Annotated in this window: 16 protein-coding genes and 1 tRNA gene; 9 read left to right on the forward strand and 8 right to left on the reverse strand. The window is 68.0% G+C overall.

Annotation, left to right across the window (positions count from 1 at the left end; translation table 11 throughout):
* The first annotated feature begins 39 nt into the window (after positions 1-39).
* Together hrpB and ACZK08_RS18765 are read left to right on the forward strand one after the other, a co-directional pair.
* Positions 40-2,544 (forward strand): ATP-dependent helicase HrpB, encoded by a 2,505-nt coding sequence (gene hrpB / locus ACZK08_RS18760; RefSeq protein WP_065181618.1) that lies wholly within the window; start codon positions 40-42, stop codon positions 2,542-2,544.
* 118 nt (positions 2,545-2,662) lie between these two features.
* A complete protein-coding gene (locus ACZK08_RS18765) occupies positions 2,663-3,052 on the forward strand; it encodes a hypothetical protein (RefSeq protein ID WP_065174291.1) in 390 nt (129 codons plus the stop codon).
* Positions 3,053-3,111: 59 nt separating this feature from the next.
* On the opposite strand, the gene ACZK08_RS18770 is transcribed toward ACZK08_RS18765, so the two are convergent.
* The 3 genes from ACZK08_RS18770 to ACZK08_RS18780 all read right to left on the reverse strand — a co-directional run bounded on the left by ACZK08_RS18770 (position 3,112) and on the right by ACZK08_RS18780 (position 4,923).
* The gene (locus ACZK08_RS18770; protein ID WP_065174511.1) at positions 3,112-3,651 is read right to left on the reverse strand and encodes a pseudouridine synthase; all 540 of its coding nucleotides are present in this window, start codon (positions 3,649-3,651) and stop codon (positions 3,112-3,114) included.
* A gap of 68 nt (positions 3,652-3,719) precedes the next feature.
* Positions 3,720-3,980, reverse strand: coding sequence for a hypothetical protein (locus tag ACZK08_RS18775; RefSeq protein WP_065181442.1), 261 nt, complete (start codon positions 3,978-3,980; stop codon positions 3,720-3,722).
* Positions 3,981-4,065: 85 nt separating this feature from the next.
* Positions 4,066-4,923: a class I SAM-dependent methyltransferase gene (locus tag ACZK08_RS18780; RefSeq protein WP_065181441.1), complete on the reverse strand. Its 858-nt coding sequence runs from the start codon at positions 4,921-4,923 to the stop codon at positions 4,066-4,068.
* Between the two features lie 170 nt (positions 4,924-5,093).
* Here ACZK08_RS18780 and ACZK08_RS18785 point away from each other — a divergent pair, with 170 nt between their 5' ends.
* The 4 genes from ACZK08_RS18785 to ACZK08_RS18800 all read left to right on the forward strand — a co-directional run bounded on the left by ACZK08_RS18785 (position 5,094) and on the right by ACZK08_RS18800 (position 9,528).
* Positions 5,094-6,050 (forward strand): aldo/keto reductase, encoded by a 957-nt coding sequence (locus tag ACZK08_RS18785; protein ID WP_053518125.1) that lies wholly within the window; start codon positions 5,094-5,096, stop codon positions 6,048-6,050.
* 647 nt (positions 6,051-6,697) lie between these two features.
* A tRNA-Gln gene (locus ACZK08_RS18790) sits at positions 6,698-6,771 on the forward strand.
* A gap of 355 nt (positions 6,772-7,126) precedes the next feature.
* Positions 7,127-8,251 (forward strand): slipin family protein, encoded by a 1,125-nt coding sequence (locus ACZK08_RS18795; protein ID WP_065181440.1) that lies wholly within the window; start codon positions 7,127-7,129, stop codon positions 8,249-8,251.
* 56 nt (positions 8,252-8,307) lie between these two features.
* Positions 8,308-9,528 (forward strand): RtcB family protein, encoded by a 1,221-nt coding sequence (locus ACZK08_RS18800; RefSeq protein WP_065181439.1) that lies wholly within the window; start codon positions 8,308-8,310, stop codon positions 9,526-9,528.
* A gap of 48 nt (positions 9,529-9,576) precedes the next feature.
* On the opposite strand, the gene ACZK08_RS18805 is transcribed toward ACZK08_RS18800, so the two are convergent.
* Together ACZK08_RS18805 and ACZK08_RS18810 are read right to left on the reverse strand one after the other, a co-directional pair.
* Positions 9,577-10,479 carry an NAD(P)/FAD-dependent oxidoreductase gene (locus ACZK08_RS18805; RefSeq protein ID WP_065181438.1) on the reverse strand — a complete coding sequence of 301 codons (903 nt, stop codon included), beginning with the start codon at positions 10,477-10,479 and terminating at the stop codon, positions 9,577-9,579.
* Positions 10,469-10,924 carry an Rrf2 family transcriptional regulator gene (locus tag ACZK08_RS18810; protein ID WP_065181437.1) on the reverse strand — a complete coding sequence of 152 codons (456 nt, stop codon included), beginning with the start codon at positions 10,922-10,924 and terminating at the stop codon, positions 10,469-10,471. Before ACZK08_RS18810 ends, ACZK08_RS18805 begins: the two co-directional genes overlap by 11 nt.
* Positions 10,925-11,108: 184 nt before the next feature.
* Here ACZK08_RS18810 and ACZK08_RS18815 point away from each other — a divergent pair, with 184 nt between their 5' ends.
* Positions 11,109-13,229, forward strand: coding sequence for a methyl-accepting chemotaxis protein (locus tag ACZK08_RS18815; RefSeq protein ID WP_065181436.1), 2,121 nt, complete (start codon positions 11,109-11,111; stop codon positions 13,227-13,229).
* A 91-nt stretch (positions 13,230-13,320) separates the two neighbouring features.
* On the opposite strand, the gene ACZK08_RS18820 is transcribed toward ACZK08_RS18815, so the two are convergent.
* Positions 13,321-14,223, reverse strand: coding sequence for a LysR family transcriptional regulator (locus tag ACZK08_RS18820; protein ID WP_065181435.1), 903 nt, complete (start codon positions 14,221-14,223; stop codon positions 13,321-13,323).
* Between the two features lie 104 nt (positions 14,224-14,327).
* Here ACZK08_RS18820 and ACZK08_RS18825 point away from each other — a divergent pair, with 104 nt between their 5' ends.
* A complete protein-coding gene (locus tag ACZK08_RS18825; protein WP_053518114.1) occupies positions 14,328-15,542 on the forward strand; it encodes an MFS transporter in 1,215 nt (404 codons plus the stop codon).
* A gap of 128 nt (positions 15,543-15,670) precedes the next feature.
* The gene (gene dkgB, locus ACZK08_RS18830; RefSeq protein ID WP_065181434.1) at positions 15,671-16,480 is read left to right on the forward strand and encodes a 2,5-didehydrogluconate reductase DkgB; all 810 of its coding nucleotides are present in this window, start codon (positions 15,671-15,673) and stop codon (positions 16,478-16,480) included.
* A gap of 115 nt (positions 16,481-16,595) precedes the next feature.
* Here the strand turns inward: dkgB and ACZK08_RS18835 are convergent, their stop codons facing one another.
* Both ACZK08_RS18835 and ACZK08_RS18840 read right to left on the reverse strand, forming a co-directional pair.
* Positions 16,596-17,297, reverse strand: a complete 702-nt coding sequence (locus ACZK08_RS18835; RefSeq protein ID WP_053518111.1) for an alpha/beta fold hydrolase — start codon at positions 17,295-17,297, stop codon at positions 16,596-16,598.
* Positions 17,298-17,373: 76 nt separating this feature from the next.
* Positions 17,374-20,100: a bifunctional acetate--CoA ligase family protein/GNAT family N-acetyltransferase gene (locus ACZK08_RS18840; RefSeq protein ID WP_053518109.1), complete on the reverse strand. Its 2,727-nt coding sequence runs from the start codon at positions 20,098-20,100 to the stop codon at positions 17,374-17,376.
* Positions 20,101-20,176: the final 76 nt, after the last annotated feature.

A 20,176-nucleotide genomic window follows, 5' to 3' on the forward strand; every position in this document is an offset into this window, starting at 1 on the left:
ATTGTACCCGCGCCCAGCGTGGCCCCTTATCCTTTGCGCATGAACGCCCCGCACTTCCCCATTTCTCCGCTGCTGCCGCAGATCCAGCAGCATCTGGCCGCACAGCCACGGCTCGTGCTGGAGGCACCACCGGGCGCCGGCAAGACCACCCAGGTACCGCTGGCGCTGCTCGATGCACCGTGGCTGCAGGGCCGCAGGATCATCCTGCTGGAGCCGCGCCGGGTGGCCGCGCGCAGCGCAGCGATGTTCATGGCAAGGCAGCTCGGCGAGGAGGTCGGCGATACCGTCGGCTACCGCATCCGCTTCGAGAACCGGGTGTCCGCGCGCACCCGCATCGAGGTGGTGACCGAAGGCATCCTGACCCGCATGCTGCAGGACGACCCGTTGCTGGAACAGGTGGGCGCGATCCTGTTCGACGAGTTCCATGAGCGCCACCTCAGCGGCGACCTGGGATTGGCACTGGCGCTGGACGTACAGGCACAGCTGCGCCACGACCTGCGGCTGGTGGTCATGTCGGCGACCCTGGATGGCGAGCGGCTGGCACGCTTCCTCGACGCACCCCGCTTGAGCAGCGAGGGCCGCAGCTACCCCGTGACCGTCAGCCACTTCCCGGCGCGTCGCGAAGAATCGCTGGAACTGCAGGTCCGCCGCGCAGTGCAGCAGGCGCTGGTCGAGCACCCGGGCGACGTGCTGGTGTTCCTGCCTGGCCAGCGGGAGATCGCCCGCGTGCAGGCCGGTCTGCAGGAATCGATCGGCGGCAACACCGAGGTCCTGGCACTGCATGGCGAACTGCCGGTGGAACAGCAGGCGCGCGTGCTGCAACCCGCAGATGAGGGCCGCCGCCGCGTGGTGCTGGCCACCAACGTGGCCGAATCCTCGGTGACCCTGCCCGGCGTGCGCGTGGTGATCGACAGCGGCCTGGCACGCGAGCCCCGCTATGACCCGAACAGCGGCTTCACCCGCCTGGACGTGCTGGCCATTGCGCAGGCCTCGGCCGACCAGCGTGCCGGTCGTGCCGGCCGCGTGGCCGAGGGCGTGGCCTGGCGCCTGTGGCCGCAGTCGCAGCGGCTGGAGCCTCAGCGGCGTGCCGAGATCGACCAGGTCGAACTGGCAGGACTGGCGCTGGAGCTGGCGGCGTGGGGCAGCAGCGACCTGCGCTTTCTCGATCCGCCCCCAAGCGGACCGATGGGTGCGGCGCGCGAGCTGCTGCACCGCCTGGGCGCGTTGTCGGAGTCGGGCGCGATCACCGCCTTGGGCCGACGCGTGCTGGCGCTGGGTACCCATCCACGCATGGCCGCGATGCTGCTCGCCGCCCCTGACCCGCACGCACAGGCGCTGGCGGCCGATCTGGCGGCGCTGCTGGAAGCACGCGACCCCCTGCGCCAGGGCGGCGATGCACTGGCGGCACGCTGGCGCGCGCTGGCCGCGTTCCGTGCTGGCCGCGCGCCGGCCGATGCCAGTCGTGGTGGACTGGCTGCCATTGATGCCGCCGCGCGCCAGTGGCGGCGTCGGCTGCGCTGCGATGCCGCGCCCCCTGCCAGCATCGAAGCGCACGCGCTGGGCGATCTGCTGGCGCACGCTTTTCCCGATCGCATCGGCTTCCAGCATCCGGGCGATCCGCTGCGCTACCTGCTCGCCAACGGGCGCAGCGCGCGCCTGCATGAACTGAGCGATCTGCGTGGCGAACCGTGGCTGGTCGCCAGCGAACTGCGTTTCGAGGCCCGCGATGCGCTTCTGCTGCGCGCCGCGCCGGTCGATGAGGACCATCTGCGCAGGATCTACCCGCAGCGCTTCGTCACCACCGACACGGTGCGCTGGGACGGCGAACGGCGTGCGCTGGTCGCACTGCGCGAAACCCGCTTCGATCGCATCGTGCTGGACAGTCGCTCGGCGGGCCGGGTCGACCCGGAACACGCGGCCGGCGCCTTGACCGAGGCTGTTGCCGAGCTCGGCCTGCAGGCACTGCCGTGGACCGAGGCCCTGCGCCAATGGCAGGCACGGGTGGAGTCGCTGCGTCGCTGGATGCCCGAGCTGGAGCTGCCCGACTGCAGCAATGCCGCGCTGCTCGCCACCCGCGCGCAGTGGCTGCAGCCTGCGTTTGCCGGCAAGAGCCGCCTCGATGCGCTGGACGAAGCCAGCTTCGCAGAAGCGCTGAAGTCGCCCCTGGCATGGTCACAGCGGCAGCTCGTGGAGCGGCATGTGCCAACCCGCATCACTGTGCCCTCCGGGCTGGAGCGGCCCATCACCTATGCACTGGACAGCGAGTCCGGCGAACCGCTGCCACCGGTGCTGGCCGTGAAGCTGCAGGAGTTGTTCGGACTGGCAGACACCCCCCGCATCGCCGATGGGCGCGTGCCATTGACCCTGCACCTGCTGTCACCCGGCGGTCGTCCGCTGCAGGTCACCCAGGACCTGCGCAACTTCTGGGAAAACACCTATGCCGAGGTGAAGAAAGAGATGAAGGGCCGCTATCCCCGCCATCCCTGGCCGGACGACCCGTGGACGGCCACCGCCACCCACCGGGCCAAACCACGGGGAACATAGCAATCCTGCCTGATCCTGAATGGAGCGCGTAGAGTCACGCCGTGTGACTGCCCGACTGACATACCGTTTACGGGCAACGCGCCACACTGGACTTCGACCCGAGGCAAAGGACCCCCGCATGAGCAGACTGACCGTGATTACCGACCGCGCCCTGGAGCGCGCCCTGGACCTGGCCCACACCGCGGGCGACGGCCTGAAGAGTGCCGGCGGCAGCCTGCGCCATCTGGGCCCGCAGGCCAGCGACTGGATCAAGACGGGAGCGGCACTGGGCGCAGTGAAGACCGGTGGCAAGGTTGCCACCAAGTTCGCCCGCCGCAATCCGGCAGTGACCATCGCCGCCGCGGCAGTGGGTGTGGGTCTGCTCGGCTATGCCCTGTATCGCAAGCAGCAGAAGAAGAAGGCGGCCAATGGTCAGGTCGTTGATGGCCAGGCGCAGCGCATCAGTGCCCGCGACCGCCGCAACGACACCGTGGTCGACGAGCACAGCGATATCGGCAGCGACGCCTGAGGCAGGCGGCTGCATCCGGGCCGGAGATCGCTTGTGGGTGATCTCCGGCCCATTTCGTTTCAGCCGATCTGCCGCCACTGTCCGGGGCGCAGATCATCCAGCCGGTAAGGACCCATTGCCACCCGCACCAGGCGCAGGGTGGGCAGGTTCACGGCGGCGGTCATCCGCCGTACCTGGCGGTTGCGCCCTTCGCGGATCGTGATCGCCAGCCAGGTATCGGCAACGGTCTTGCGGAAACGCACGGGCGGATCGCGCGTCCACAGCTCCGGCGCGGGATCGAGCCGTTCGACCTTCGCCGGCAGGGTCGGCCCATCATTGAGGATCACGCCGCTGCGCAGGCGCTGCAGCTGTTCCTCGCCAGGCGTGCCTTCCACCTGCACCCAGTAGGTCTTGTCGGCCTTGTGCTTCGGGTCGGTCAACCTGTGCGCCAAGGGACCGTTGTCGGTCAGCAGCAGCAGGCCTTCGCTGTCATGATCCAGCCGGCCGGCCGCATAGACACGCGGCGGCAGGCCGAACCCCGCCAGGGTCGGGCGCGGCGGGACGCTGCGATCGGTGAACTGGCACAGCACATTGAACGGCTTGTTGAAGGCAATCAGCATCGCAGGCACGGCAGGCGGTGGATGCGGCATTGTCCCATCCCGGCGCTGCCATCGCGATCACGGGCGCCTCAGCCGAAGACCTTCCACTTCAGCAGGAACGAAACAAGCACCAGCGCAATGCCACAGGCCGATGCGATCGCCGCCCGCCGCCGCTGGGACGCCAATGGCGGGCTCGCACGGCGCGCGCGTTCATCCTGCAGGATGCCGATCAACAGCACCGCGAACCCCACCGCGCCCAGCAGGTCATAGGTATTGCCGCCATGGAAGGCGAAGTCGAACAGGCGTACCAGCACCAGTACTGCGATCACGATGTACAGGATCTTCTTCAACCGCTCACTCCTTTGACTGTCGCGCCGGGCCAGGCCCGGCGGATACACGTGTGTCCATTGCCGCTTGCGGCTGCGAGGCTTCGCCTCAGGGCTTGATGAAGCGCAGAGTCATGCGATCGCTTTCGCCGATGGCCTGGTACTTCGCGGCGTCGGCCTTGTCATGCTGGTTGGTCGGCGGCAGGGTCCACACGCCGTTGGGATGATCCTTGGTGTCGCGCGGGTTGGCATTGATCTCGCTGCGCGCATCCAACCTGAAGCCGGCGGCCTCGGCCAAGGCGATCACCTGCTGCTGGCCGACATAACCAGTGTCATCATCGTCGGCCACATCGGCCTTGGCGCGGTGCTCCACCACGCCCAGCACGCCGCCCGGCGTGAGCACGTTGAAGAAGCCCTGGAACATGCCCTGCGCCTGGCCGGCCTTGCGCCAGTTGTGCACGTTGCGGAAGGTCAGCACCACATCGGCCGAGTTGGCCGGTCCGAACACCGGCTTGGCCGGATCGTAGGCGACCACGACTGCTTTGCCGAACTGTGCCGGCGCACCGGCGAACTTCTTTTCCAGGCCATCGCGGCTGCGCTGCTGGTAGTCGCGGCCACGACCTTCTGCCACCGCCATCGGGTCGACCACGGCTGCCACGTACCGGCCCTTGTCATGCAGCAGCGGCGCGAGGATTTCCGAATACCAACCGTTGCCCGGAGTGATTTCGATGACGGTCTTCTCCGGTGCCACCGAGAAGAAGGCCAGCGACTGTGCCGGATTACGGTAGCCATCACGCTTGACGTTGGCCGGATCGCGGGTCGACGCCTTCACCGCAGCGTCGATGGCGGGCGATACCTGGATCTGCGCCGGCGCCACCAAGGTCGGCGCAGCGTACGCGGGCATGGCGGCAAGCAGGGCGGAAGCAAGCAACAGGCGGCAACCACGCAGGGACGAAGCAGGCATCATCGGGGCGACTCCAGCGGAATGATGCGGCGAGACTAGCAGTCACCGCGCGCCAGGTGTTCACAAATCGTTAGCCGCGTGCCCGTCGCGGAACACTGTTTTGTGGTCAGCGCCGCAGCGCGGTAACACAACGCGTTCTATTCTGGAGCACTTCCCCCAAGGAGACCGTGCCCATGACGGCAACCCGTGAACTGGGCCGTTCCGGCCTGCATGTACGTCCGCTCGCCTTCGGAGGCAACGTGTTCGGCTGGAGCGCCGACGAGAAGGCCAGCTTCGCCCTGCTTGATGCCTTCGTCGACGCCGGCTTCAACCTGGTCGACACCGCCGACGTGTACTCGGCCTGGGTGCCCGGCAATGTGGGCGGCGAATCGGAGACGCTGATCGGCAGGTGGTTCGCCCGCAGCGGCAAGCGCGAGAAGGTGGTGCTGGCGACCAAGGTCGGCAAATGGGCCGAACGCCCTGGGCTGACCCCGGACAACATCAATGCGGCGGTGGAAGACTCGCTGCGTCGCCTGCAGACCGATGTGATCGATCTGTACCAGGCCCACGAGGATGACGAGTCGACACCGCTGGAAGCCACGCTGGCCGCGTTCGGTCGCCTGATCGAAGCCGGCAAGGTGCGCGCCATCGGTGCCTCCAACTACAGCGCCACCCGCCTGGCCGATGCGCTGAAGGTATCCACCGATTACAAGCTGCCGCGTTACGAAACCCTGCAGCCGGAGTACAACCTCTACGACCGCGCCGGCTACGAGACCGCGCTGGAACCGCTGGTGCAGCGCGAACAGATCGGCGTGATCGGCTATTACGCGCTGGCCAGCGGCTTCCTGAGCGGCAAGTACCGCACGGCAGCCGATGCGGGCAAAAGCCCGGCGCGGGGCGAGAACGTGGTGAAGCGTTACCTCAACCCGCGCGGCCTGCGCATCCTGGAAGCGCTGGATGACGTGGCCAGCAAGCACACTGCCAGCCCGGCACAGATCGCACTGGCATGGCAGATCGCACGGCCGTCGATCACCGCGCCGATCGTCAGCGCCACCAGCGTCGAACAGCTGCACGACCTGCTGGCCGCGGCGAATGTATCGCTGAGCGTGCAGGATGTCGCGCAGCTGGACGCGGCAAGCGCGGAAGGCTGAGATTGGCCGGGGCCGGTCGCCGGCCGGCTCCGGCATCGGGCAGAAGAAAATAATTCAACAAAATGGTTGCGCACGACTAAATCGTGGTTTATCGTGCGCACCTCGTTTCAACACCCGCCTGGATGTTTCCCTTGAACGCGCATTTCTCCGCCATCGCCACACTGCTGCCATGCCTGCGCATGGATGTGCTGGCGCGCGCGTCCGGCAAGGAAGCACTGCCCACAACGGCCTGATACCCGCCCTGCGGAGATCGGCCACCCCGATCTCCGAGGCTTGACGACGCCCTCGGAACGCATGTCCCGGGGGCGTTTTCGTTTGCGTCGGCACAAGGACCCGCGATGCCAGAACTGCACCCCGCGCGGCATTCCGCCGCCCACTGATCGGCCATTACCCGCACGCCGGAGTTTATCTTCGCGCGGGCGGCCGTGCCCGGACCTTATCTGCATCGCCTCACAACATTATCGCCCGCCGATAATGTCGATGGCCTGCACCCTCGATTTTCCAACGGTCCCGCTTCAATGGCGGGCTGGTGCGCGCGGCGCTGCCGTAGCGTATGCCGGAGGTCGCGGACATGCCCTCGCCTGGATCGCCTGCTGGTCGCAGGCGCCGGTTCGCCGGCACGCGGTTCGATTCCGCGCGGTTCCCAACTGGATAGCTCAGCCTGGTCAGAGCAACGGATCCTGAGTCCGTCTGTCGTGGGTTCAATTCCCACTCCAAACCACATGACCTGTCACGTCATGACTTGAAGCAACACCCGGGACGCACGTCCCAGCGGCCATCGTCGCCATCCACGGACATCGCCTTCGGGCGGAGAAGTGGAAGCAACGGACCGCACGCCGGGCCCCGGTCCGCCGTCACTGCCCGCCCTGGTCCACCCCGGTGCTGCCTGCCGGCGGCGCCCATGGCGGTACTGCCGGCGCACCGAAGGCTCCGCGCGCGGACCGTCCACCGGTGGCCGCCCTCTTCCGCGGCCTGCACGGGTGTGCAGGCCGCCTCGCCACGACCTGATCGGCCCGGGTCACGGCGACGGATTTCCATCGGGTCGAACCACCAGAGCCATACAAGGAGAGACTCCCATGTTCTGGACCATCAAGGTCGTGATCGGCGACGGCGAGCGCGGCCTGGTGTATCGCAACCGTCGTTTCCAGCAGGTGCTGCTGCCGGGCGTGCACCGCCTGTCGCGGTTCGGCGGCTCGCCGCAGGTGACCGTGCACAACGCATCGAAGGGCAGCGCCTACAACGGCAGCGACCAGGACAGCCTGATCGACGCGCTGGGAGCACAGCTGCACGAACACTTCGTGCTGGCCGATATCGGCGCTGCACAGGTGGGTCTGCTGCTGCGCAATGGCCGTATCGACGATGTCCTGCCGCCTGGCAGCCGCCATCTTTACTGGCGGGGTTCGGTCGACACCGAGGTGCGCGTGATGGCCCTGGGTGACGAACCGCGCGTGCCGGCCGACGTGCAGCAGCGCCTGGGCCAGCTGGGCGTACTGCCGCGCGTGGCGGTGATCAGCACCGTGCCGAGCGAATCGGTCGGCCTGCTGTTCGTCGACGGTACGCTGCGACAGACCCTGGATGCCGGACTGCACGCGTTCTGGAATTTCAACGGCAACGTGTCGGTGGAGCGCGTCGAACTGCGCGCGCGTTCGCTCGACGTGTCCGGCCAGGAGCTGCTCAGCCGCGACAAGGTGACCCTGCGGGTGAACCTGGCCGCGACCGTGCAGGTGGTCGACCCGGTGCGTGCACACCGCACGCTCAGCAACGCCGACGAGTTCATCTACCGGCAGCTGCAGTTCGGCCTGCGCCAGGCGATCGCCACGCGCAGCCTGGATGAGCTGCTGGGCGAGAAGGTGGCGCTGGACGGTGAGATCGCCGCGCACGTGCGGGCCGCGATCGAGGGCCACGGTGTGCAGCTGCTGGGTGTCGGCATCAAGGACGTGATCCTGCCGGGCGAGATGAAGGAGATCCTCAACGGCGTGGTGCTGGCCGAGAAGCAGGCACAGGCCAGCGTGATCCGCCGCCGCGAGGAGGCCAACGCCACCCGCTCGCAGCTCAATACCGCCAGGCTGATCGAGGACAACCCGGTGCTGATGCGGTTGAAGGAGCTGGAGGCGCTGGAGAAGGTCACCGAGAAGATCGACAAGCTCACCGTGTTCGGCGGCCTGGATGGCGTGCTGAAGCAGCTGGTGACGATGAAGTAGGGGGCTGGGGCGGCGCAGGGACGCGCCGCCGGCCCATCATGGAGATGGATTGCAACATGGATACACAACACACCTATCAATGGCTGCATGCCGAGGGCACCACGCCGATCAAGGGCTGGGTGAACGGCGTGCCGCTGGAAGCGCAGGCCCATGAGCAGCTGCGCAACATCGCCGCCATTCCATTCGTCGGGCCCTGGGTGGCCGTGATGCCGGACGTGCACCTGGGAAAGGGCGCGACCGTCGGCTCGGTGATCCCGACCCGCGGGGCGATCATTCCGGCGGCGGTGGGCGTGGACATCGGCTGTGGCATGGCCGCGGTGCGCACGACGCTGCAGGCCAACGACCTGCCCGATGACCTGCGGCAGCTGCGCAACAGCATCGAGCGCAGCATCCCGGTCGGCAACGGTCGCGGTGGCGAGCATCAGCGCATGCCCGACAGCATCCACACGCGGCTGGTGCAGTCCGGCCTGGCCGCTGGCCTGGAGAAGATCAAGGACAGGCATCGCCGGATCCGCACCGACAAGCTCGATCGCCAGCTGGGCACGCTGGGAGGTGGCAACCACTTCATCGAGCTGTGCCTGGATGAAACGGATGCCGTGTGGGTAATGCTGCACAGCGGCTCGCGTGGCACCGGCAACCTGATCGGCACGTACTTCATCGAGCAGGCGCGTCGCGAGCTGGAGCGCCGCGTGCTCGGTTTCCATCTGCCTGACAAGGACCTGGCCTTCTTCATGGAAGGCGAGCCGCTGTTCGACGACTACGTGGAAGCGGTGTCCTGGGCGCAGGACTATGCGCGGCACAATCGCGAGGCGATGATGGCGCGCGTGCTGGCCGAGATGCGGCATCGGCTGCCGCCGTTCCGGCTGGCGGCGATGGCCGTCAACTGCCACCACAACTACGTGCAGAAGGAAACGCACGCCGGGCAGGAACTGCTGGTCACCCGCAAGGGTGCGGTCAGTGCACGCCAGGGCGAGCTGGGCATCATCCCCGGCAGCATGGGCACGCGCAGCTACATCGTGCGTGGCAAGGGCAATGCAGACAGTTTCCACAGCTGCAGCCACGGCGCAGGCCGGGTGATGAGCCGCGGCACGGCACGCGAGCGGATCACCCTGGCCCAGCACCGCGAGGCGACCGCGCATGTGGAATGCCGCAAGGACAGCGGCGTGCTGGATGAATCGCCGGCGGCGTACAAGTCGATCGACGATGTGATGGCCGCCCAGCTCGACCTGGTGGACGTGGTCCACACACTGCGCCAGGTGCTGTGCGTCAAAGGCTGATGGGGCGGGCCGCATGTCGTTCAAGAGAGCGGAATCCGGCCCTTTCCGTCACCCGATGCTGTCTTCGCTGACCAGCGCCTGATGCACGCCGATCCCGGCACGCACCCCTTCGGCGGCGGCCAGGGTGATATTGCCAACCGTGGTCGCGTCGCCTGCGGCGTACACGTTCGGCACCGAGGTCTGCTTCATCGCGTCCACCTCGATCAGCACGCCGAGCGGGCTTTCGACCAGCGCGCAGCCCAGCTGCTGCACCAGCGGCGTGGCCATCGCCTGGGTGGCTGGAACGAACAGCGCGCGCTGGGCGATGCGGCGGCCATCGGCCAGTTCCACTTCCAGCCAGGTCGGCTGGTCGCCCTGCACGGCAATCACCGGCGAGATCTCGATCTGCACGCCACGCTGCTGCATGGCCACGCGTTCCTCCTCACTGATCTCCCCCGCCTGGCTGAAGAAGGTGACATTGCCCCAGTCGGCGAACAGCGGTGCCTTGCCGGCCGACATCGGATGGCCGCCGAGCACGCCGATCGCTCCGCCGCCGACTTCGTAGCCATGGCAGTAGGGACAATGCAGCACGGTGCTGCCCCAGCGCTCGGCCAGGCCGGGCAGGTCCGGCAGCTGGTCACTGATGCCACTGGCCAGCAGCAGCTTGCGTGCGGCCAGCACCTGGCCATCCGCGGTGCGGACCTCGACACCGTCGGGGCTGGCGGTGGCGTGCGCGACCTCGGCATGGATCCAGCGCACGCTGGGATAGTCCAGCAGCTGCTGGCGCGCCGTCTTCAACAGCTCGGCACCACTGATGCCGTCCAGGCCGAGGACGCCATGCGAATGGCTGGCCGCACGGTTGCGCGGCAGGCCGGCGTCGATGACGGTGACCGCGCGGCGTGCGCGGGCCAGGATCAGGCCCGCGGCGATGCCGGCGTAACTGCCGCCGACGATGATCACTTCAGGATTCATGGTGTCCTTCCAGGGTGCGGTGATGGGCGAGGTGGCGCGCGAACTCCGCGCCGAGCTGGTCGAGCGTGGTGGACTGCAGGCGGTGTTCCAGCAATCGCTGCGCTTCGCGGGCGCCATCGAGCAGCGCCGAATCGACCAGTTGCTGGATCGGGCAGCCACGACCTGCGCCGCGTGTGCCGATCTGCACCAGCGGCGGTGCGCCGACCGCCAGGTAGATGTCGTGCAGCGTGATGCGGGTCGCATCGCGCGCCAGCTGGCTGCCACCGCCGTGCCCGCGTGTGCTGCGCACCAACCCGGCCTTGTGCATCTGTGCCAGCAGCCGGCGGATCACCACCGGATGGGTCGGCAGGCACATGGCCAGCTGTTCGGAGGTGCGCGGCCCCTGCTGGCCCACCAGATGGGCCATCACGTGCAGCGCGTCGGAAAGCGGGTTCGAGGATTTCATGTAACAACCATAGTTACATTTATATCCCCTGTCGAGCGTCCTGTTTCGTTCCATATGGACACATCTGTCCTGTGAAACATTTCCTTCACCTCGTTGAACGAAACGATAATGTGATCCTTATCGCACTTCAGAGCACGCGAGATCAGGTCGATACCGCATCGCCCCCCTTCCGAGATCTCGCCCCATGAATGCCTCTCCCCATGCGCCGCGACTGCAGACGAAGCTGCTCGGCGCCGTATCCCTTGGCCTCGCCGTCATCCTGCTGTGTGCCTTGGCCGGCCTGGCGTCGGCCTGGCTGAAGCTGTCTGCCGAGGTGCCTGCCGAAGTCGCCCATGGCCGCGATGCCGAACGCCTGCAGCGCGAGTTCCGTGGCCAGGTGCAGGAATGGAAGAACGTGCTGCTGCGGGGCCACGATCCGGTCCTGCGCCAGCGTCATCTGGATGCATTCGACAGCGAAGGCAGAATCGTCGATGGACTGGCACGCGGGCTGGCCAGCAGCCCCGATTCGCGTACGCGCGAGCTCGCCCTCGCCTTCGCTGGCCTGCATGCGCAGCTGCAGAAGGACTATCACGCTGCCCTGCAGGCGTTTGCTGCGGCCGGCTACGATGCCACTGCCGGCGATACCCTGGTGCGGGGCAAGGACCGCGCGGTGGCCGCATCGCTGGACGCGCTGAGCACGCAGGCCGCCCGGGTGGCCGAGGCCGCGGTGGCCACGCGCGCGCAGCAGGCAAGGCAGATGCTGCTGCTGTGCGCGGTGCTGACCGTGGTCGCCGCTGCGCTGCTGCTGATGGGCCTGGCCTGGTGGCTGCGCCGCGCGGTGGTGCAACCGGTGCTGGCGGTGGAGGCGGCTGCGCGCGCCGTGGCCGCTGGCGACCTGCAGCACGTCGTGCAGGTTCGCAGCCGCGATGAAGTGGGCCGGCTGGCGCAGGCCATGCAGGCCGTGCAGGCCACGGTGGGCGGCGTGCTCGAGGCGCAGGCGGCAATGGCGAAGGCGCATGACGCCGGCTCGATCAGCTATCGCATGGATGCCAGCGCCTTCCCTGGCGCATTCGGAACCATGGTGGCCGACAGCAACGCGCTGGTCGACGCGCACATCCGGGTGAAGATGCGCGCGATCACGATCATGGGCCGCTATGCGGTGGGCGATCTCAGCGAGGACATGGAGCGCCTGCCAGGCGAGAAGGCCGTCATCACCGAAGCGCTGGATACTGCCAAGGCCAACCTTGGCACCATCAACGGCGAGATCCGCCGCCTTGCCGCCGCCGCTGCGGCCGGCGATTTCAGCCAGCGCGGTGACAGCGCGCGCTTCGAGCATGACTTCCGCGCGATGGTGGAGGGCCTGAACCAGCTCATGCAGACCACCGAGCAGAATCTCGGCGAGGTCTCAACGATGCTGCGCGCGATTGCCGATGGCCGGCTTGGCGCGCGCATGCACGGCAGCTTCCAGGGCGTGTTCGCCCGCATCGCTGGCGATGCCAACACGACTGCGGCGCAGCTGGCCACCATCGTCACCGACATCAAGCACACTTCGGGCAGCATCCATGCCGCGGCCGCCGAGATCGCCGCCGGCAACAACGACCTGTCGCGCCGCACCGAGCAGCAGGCTGCCAACCTGGAGGAGACGGCAGCATCGATGGAGGAACTGACCTCCACCGTGCGCCAGAACGCCGAGCACGCACGCCAGGCCAACCAGCTTGCGATCGGCTCGCACGAGGTTGCCTCGCAGGGGGGCGAGGTGGTCACGCAGGTGGTGGCGACGATGGGGGCGATCGAGGCCTCTTCGCGGCAGATCGCCGACATCATCAGCGTGATCGATGGCATCGCCTTCCAGACCAACATCCTGGCGTTGAACGCAGCGGTGGAGGCTGCGCGTGCCGGTGAGCAGGGCCGGGGCTTCGCCGTGGTGGCCAGTGAGGTGCGTACGCTGGCGCAGCGTTCAGCCAATGCGGCCAAGGAGATCAAGACGCTGATCGATACCTCGGTGGACCAGGTGGCCGATGGCGCACAACGCGTGCGCCAGGCGGGCATGACCATGGCCGAGATCGTCGCCTCGGTGCAGCGCGTGACCGACATCATGGCCGAGATCTCCGCCGCGTCGCAGGAACAGAGTGCAGGCATCGAACAGGTCAACCAGACCGTGGTGCAGATGGACGGCGCGACCCAGCAGAATGCCGCGCTGGTGGAAGAGGCCAGCGCCGCCGCGCGCAGCCTGGAGCAGCAGGCGGACCGGTTGATGGACGCGGTGGATGTGTTCGATCTGTCGCCCCCCGCGGCGAGCGGCGATGCGCTGGCGCGCGCGGCCTGAAGGACTGCATGGACCCTGTGCAGCCGAGCATGGGTCCGGCTCTGCGGAACGCGCAGGTAACGCCGGGCCATGCCCGGCGAGCGTGGCATGCCTAGCGCAGGTAATCCGACTGCACCATCGCGTCACCGAGATGGTCCAGGAACGAGCTGATTCGCGCCGAGACCGCCGTGTTGCGGTAGTACACGGCGTGGATCGGCTGGTAGACATCCAGCGTCTGTGCAGCCAGTACCGGCACCAGCGTGCCGGCAGCACGGTCGCGTTCGGTGACGAAGTCCGACAGGCAGGTGATGCCCACCCCTTCCACCGCCAACCGGCGCAGGGTCTCGCCGCTGGATACGGCGATGTCCGGCCGTACCAGCAGCTGGCCGTCGGCGTCGCCCGGCACGGGCCAGCGGTTCAGCGATTCGGGTTCATTGAATCCCAGCAGCGTGTGCTGACCCAGCGCCGCCACGCTGGCCGGTTCACCGTGCTCGGCCAGGTAGCCCGGGCTGGCCAGCAGCTGCAGCCGGCAGCGGCCCAGCGAGCGCGCGTGCAGCGTTGAGTCGGCCAGTGGGCCGATGCGGATGGCCACGTCGGTGCGTCGTTCCAGCAGGTCGATGTAGCGTTCGGAACTGTTCAACTCCAGCTGCACCTCCGGGTATCGCGCGCGGTAGTCCGCCACCAGGGGGACGATCACGTGCAGCACGAACGGCATGGCCGCATCCACCCGCAGGCGTCCAGCCGGGCGCTCGCGGCGCGCCGCCATCTGCTCTTCTGCCGACTCCACCGCGTCGATGATCGCCCGTGCATGGCGCAGGTAGGCCTCGCCTTCGGCGGTCAGGTGCAGCCGGCGCGTGGTACGGGTCAGCAGGGTGGTGCCCAGCTTGTCCTCCAGCCGCCCCAGCGCCCGGCTCACCCCGGAAGGGGTCTGACCCAGCTGCTCGGCGGCGGCACTGATCGAACCGCTGTCGATCACGGCCAGAAAGGCCTGCATTTCATCGAGGGTGGTCTTCATGGCGCCATTATTGACCACCAGGCAAGAGTGATTGGCGTGAAGATCGGTTTTTCGGCAAAGGTGGGCCGCGCACACTGCGCGCCTTCCTTCCTCCGGAGCCCGCCATGATCCGCGGCATTCCTCTCGCCCTGCTGGCGCTGACCCTGGGCGCCTTCGCCATCGGCACCACCGAATTCGTCATCGTCGGCCTGATTCCGACCATCGCCGCCGACCTGCAGGTCAGCCTGCCTTCGGCCGGCCTGCTGGTCTCGCTGTACGCCCTGGGCGTAGCCATCGGCGCGCCGGTGCTGACCGCGCTGACCGGCCGCGTGCCGCGCAAGACCCTGCTGGTGGCACTGATGGCGCTGTTCACGCTGGGCAACGTCATCGCCTGGATGGCACCGGGCTACGCCTCGCTGATTGTCGCCCGCATCCTGACCGGCCTCGCCCATGGCGTGTTCTTCTCGATCGGCTCGATCATCGCCACGGCGGTGGTGCCGAAAGAAAAGGCCGCCAGCGCGATCGCGATCATGTTCACCGGGCTGACCGTCGCACTGGTGACCGGCGTGCCGCTGGGCACCTTCATCGGCCAGCACCTGGGCTGGCGCGCGACCTTCCTGGCCGTGGCCGGCCTGGGCGTGATCGCCCTGGTCGGCGCGGCGCTGTTCGTGCCGCGCACTGTGCCGCAGAGCGCGCCCGCCCGCTTCCGCCAGCAGCTGGCCGTGCTGGCCCAGCCGCGCCTGCTGCTGGTCTACGCGATGACGGCACTGGGCTACGGCGGCACGTTCCTGGCCTTCACCTACCTGGCGCCCATCCTGCAGGACGTCACCGGCTTCTCGGCCAACGCGGTCAGCCTGGTACTGCTGGTGTATGGCGTGTCGGTGGCGATCGGCAATCTGTGGGGCGGCCGCATGGCCGACCGCATGGGTCCGGTTCCGGCGCTCAGGCGCATCTTCGCCCTGCTGGCCATGGTCCTGTTGGCGCTCACCTTCACCGCCTACAACACGGTGTTGATGTTGCTGACGGTGCTGGCCCTGGGTGCGGTGGCCTTCGGCAACGTGCCCGGACTGCAGGTCTATGTGGTCAAGCAGGCGCAGCGCTATGCGCCGCAGGCCACCGACGTGGCATCCGGACTGAACATCGCTGCATTCAACATCGGCATCGCCCTGGGCGCATCGCTGGGCGGCCTGGTGGTGGAGAACGTCGGCCTGATGCATACGCCGTGGCTGGGCGCGCTGGTGGTGGTGGGTGCCTATGCATTGACCGTGCTCAGCGGCCGCCTGGACCGTCGGGACGGCATCGACGACCGCGCCGAGGGCACCGCGATCACCGCACACTGATACGACGCCGCTCACTACCGACGCATCTCCACGCCTGCGCAATGCACCGTTGCCGGCATGCATGCAGGCCCTGCCCTACCCTTGTGCGGATCTACCGCGCCCTTCCCCCCATTAGCTGGAGTTCCCCCATGACTGTCCCCGCTTTCGGTCTCGGCACCTTCCGCCTGAAAGGCCAGACTGTGATCGACTCGGTACGCAACGCACTGGACGTCGGTTACCGCGCCATCGATACCGCGCAGATCTACGACAACGAGGCCGAGGTCGGCCAGGCCATCGCCGAATCCGGCGTGCCGCGTGACGAGATCTACCTGACCACCAAGGTCTGGATCACCGAGTTCAAGCGCGATGCGCTGCTGGCCAGCCTGCACGACAGCCTGAAGAAGCTGCGCACCGACCATGTCGACCTGGCGCTGATCCACTGGCCCTCACCGAACGACAAGGTCGACGTGCCGATGGAGGAGTACCTGCCGGCGCTGGCCGAAGCCAGGGCGCAGGGCCTCACCAGGGAGATCGGCATCTCCAACTTCACCATCGCGCAGACGCGCAAGGCAATCGGCATCCTCGGCGCCGACGTCATCGCCACCAATCAGGTCGAGATCCATCCCTACCTGCAGAATCGCCTGCTGGTGAAGTTCCTGCAGGAAAACGGCATCCCTGTCACCGCCTACATGAGCCTGGCCTATGGCGAAGTCATCAAGGACCCGGTGATCCAGGCCATCGCCGGCCGCCACCAGGCCACGCCGGCACAGATCGCACTGGCATGGGCACTGCAGCAGGGCTTTGCGGTGATTCCGTCCTCGACCCGGCGCGAGAACCTGGCCTCCAATCTGGAAGCGGCGGCCATCCGTTTGACCGAGGAGGACATGGCACAGATTGCCAGGCTCGACCGCGGGCATCGGCTGGCCAATCCGGAAGGCATCGCGCCGGCCTGGGACTGAGCCGAAGCCGCCGGGCACGGCCCGGCGCTACCGGACGATGGCGATGGGGCCGCCGGGCGCGCTCCGGCGCTACCGGATCGCCACAGGTAGCGCCGGGCCATGCCCGGCGGGCTCTTCAGTCCTGCAGCAGCCACCCGCGCATCGCCGCACTGACCTCATCCGGCTTCTCCATCGGCGCCAGGTGCCCGCAGTCGGGCACCACCACCAGCTGCGAGTGCGGTACCAGCGCGTGCATCTCCTCGCTCACCGCCAATGGCGTGATGCGGTCGTTGGCACCGCACACGATCAGCAGCGGATCGCGATATCCGGCCAGCACATCGTGGCCGTCACGACGTTCCAGCGCGCTCTGTCGCAGGAACACCTCCGCGCCAAGACGCGCCGTCATGTCGCGCACGCGCTGCACCAGTACATAGTCGTCCAGCCGCGAGGCATCGATGTAGCTGCGCATCAGGGCGTCACCGAATCCATGGAACTTCCCGGGCAGGCGCACGCTGGCGCGCTGGCTGCGACGCTGCTCGGCGCGCTCCGGCGAATCGGCGTGGATCGAGGTGTCGATCAGCGCCAGCCGCAGCACCCGCTCCGGTGCGACGCGCAGGATCTGCTGGGCAACGAAGCCTCCCAGCGAGAACCCGGCCAGCGCGAAGCGCGCAGGTGCCTGCGCCAGCACATCCTCGGCCACCGCCTGCAGGGTCGCGCCGCGGGTCTGGTCGCCCACGCTGCACTCGGCGATATCGGCCAGGTCGGCCAGCTGCGCGCGCCACAGCTCGGCATCGTTGAGCAGGCCGGGGAGCAGCAGCAAGGGGATGCGGTCAGTCATGGCCCGCATTGTCGCAACCGCACGGACGGTATGCCACGATCACTTCGGCGTTACGACGCCGCCGATGAGGTGACGCTCACGCCACCGGCGGTACCTCGGGAACGTCCACCTGCTGCACCGGCAGGGTCACCACCATCACCGTCGGGTCGTCCGGGTCCAGCCGGGTCTTGAAGCCCAGGCTCTGGCACATCGCCAGCATGGTGCTGTTCTCGCGCAGCACCTGTCCCTCGACCACGTGCAGCCCCAGCCACTTCGCATACTCGATCATGATCGCCATCAGTCGCCAGCCGATGCCATGGCCCTTCAGGTCGGAGCGGATCAGGATGCCGTACTCGCCGCGGTGATAATCCGCATCCGCGTGCAGGCGCACGGCGCCGAGCATCTCGCCGCTGCGCGGTTCGATGGCCACCAGCGCGATCGAGCGCGCATAGTCGAGCTGGGTCAGACGGGCGATGAACTCGTGGCTGAAGTGCTTCACCGACTGGAAGAAGCGCAGGCGCAGATCCTCGTCGCTGACCCGGGCAAAGAACGCGCGGAACAGCGCGTCGTCCTCGGGGCGCACCGGGCGCACGAAGGCGTGACCGCCATCGGACAGCTCGATGGTGCGCTCCCACTCCTTCGGATACGGGAACACCGAGAAGCGCGGATGGCCGCGACCCTTGTGCAGGATGCGCGAAGGCGCGATGGCGACGCGTGCATCTAGAGCGAGAATGCCCTTGCCATCGACCAGCAGCGGATTGATATCCAGCGTGCGCACTTCCGGAATGTCGGCGGCCAGCTGCGCCAGTTTCACCAGCGCCAGGGCCAGTGCGCGCTCATCGGCAGCGGGAACATCGCCATAGGCCTTGAGGATCCGCGACGCACGGGTACGCCCGATCAGCTCGTGGGCCAGGCGCAGATCCAGCGGCGGCAAGGCCAGTGCCTTGTCGTTGATCACCTCCACCGCCGTGCCGCCGCGACCGACCACGATCACCGGGCCGAAGGTCGCGTCATCGGCGATGCCCACGATCAGTTCACGCGCTTTCGGGCGGACGATGGTCGGCTGCACCAGCAGACCGTCGATGCGTGCATCCGGGCGCAGCTGGCGTGCACGCGACAGGATCGCCTTGGCCGCAGCCTGCACCGCCGGCAGCGTCGACAGGTTCAGGCGCACGCCGTCCACTTCGGACTTGTGCGGGATGTCCGGTGACAGGATCTTCAAGGCGACGGTCGCACCCCGCTCCAGCAGCGGCTGCGCCAGATCCATGGCCTCGTGCGCGTCGCGCGCATGCATCACCGGCGCGGAGGGAATGCCATAGGCCTTCAGCAGCTCGTGCGTGGCCAGCGGGTCCAGCCACTGCTGGCCGTTGGCCAGCGCGGCCTCGACCAGCGTGCGCGCCGCGGCCGCATCCACGCTGAAGTCCTGCGGGAGGCTCGGCGGGGTTTCCATCAGTGCGTTCTGCGCTTCCCGATAGCGCACCAGATGCTGGAAGCCACGTACCGCTTCGGCTTCGGTGGGATAGGTCGGCACGCGCGCCGCATTGAGCGTGGCGGTGGCCTGGTCATCGTTGCCCAGCCACACGGCGAACACCGGCTTGTCGCGATGGTGGCGCGGGCGCAGGCCGAGGGTGCGGGTCAGCGCCTGCGCGGCGTCGGCCGACGAGGTGAACGCCGTCGGTACGTTGACCACCATCACCGCATCGTTCTCGTTGTCGGCCAGCAGGGCCTCGATGGCCGCGGCATAGCGCTCGCCATCGGCATCCACCACGATATCCACCGGATTGCTGCGCGACCAGCCCTGCGGCAGCACCGCATCGAGCTTTTCGACCGTGCTGTCGGACAGGTTCGCCAGGGTTCCGCGCAGCGCGGCCAGCTGGTCCACGGCCAGCCGGCCGACGCCGCCCCCATTGCTGAGGATGGCCAGCCGACGGCCCGGGAAGGTACCCAGCCGGCCCAGGGTCTCTGCGGCGGTGAACAGCTCGTCCAGGGCACCCACGCGCAGCAGGCCGGCGCGGTTGAACGCGGCGCCGTAGACATCGTCGGCTCGTGCAAGCGCCTGCACATGGGTATCGCGGCTGCCAGGCTGCACGCGCTCGCTGCGGCCGGACTTCACCACCACCACGGGCTTGGCGCGCGCGGCCGCACGCGCCGCCGACATGAATTTGCGCGCGTCCTTGATCTGTTCGACGTAGAGCAGGATGGCGCGCGTGCGGTAATCGGTGGCGAAATAGTCCAGCAGATCGCCGAAGTCGACGTCCAGCGTATCGCCCAGCGAGACCACGGCGGAGAAACCCACCGAGCGCGCCACGCCCCATTCCACCAGCGCCGCGGCAATCGCCGAGGACTCGGAGATCAACGCAAGATCGCCAGCCTGCGGGAAGTGTGCGGCGATGCTGGCGTTGAGCCGTGCATGCGGCGCGATCACACCCAGGCAATGCGGGCCCAGGATGCGCAGACCGTGCCGGCGGGCCACGGCCTCCACCTGCGCCGACAGTGAACCCGGGCCATCCCCCAGGTGCGCGGTGAGGATGATCGCCGCCTGCACACCCCGCTCGGCCGCGGTACGCACCACCTGCGGCACGATGGCGGCCGGCGCGGTGATCACCACGAGATCCGGCACCCAGTCCAGATCCTTCAGCCGCTTCACCGTGCGGATGCCATCGATTTCGGCGTGGCGCGGGTTGATCCACGCCACCTTGCCGGGGAAGCCCGTACCGCGCAGGTTGCGCATCACCGCGCGGCCGGCCGAGCGCTCGCGCGGACTGCCGCCGATCACTGCGACCGACTGCGGGCGGAACACTGACTGCAGGTGGTAGGTACTCATGCGCCTACGGTACACGCACCCGCGCAACAGGCGCATGATCCAGCGCAACAAAGCAGGCGGGGGATGCGGCGCCCCG

The organism is Stenotrophomonas sp. 112478_Sma, assembly GCF_056479905.1.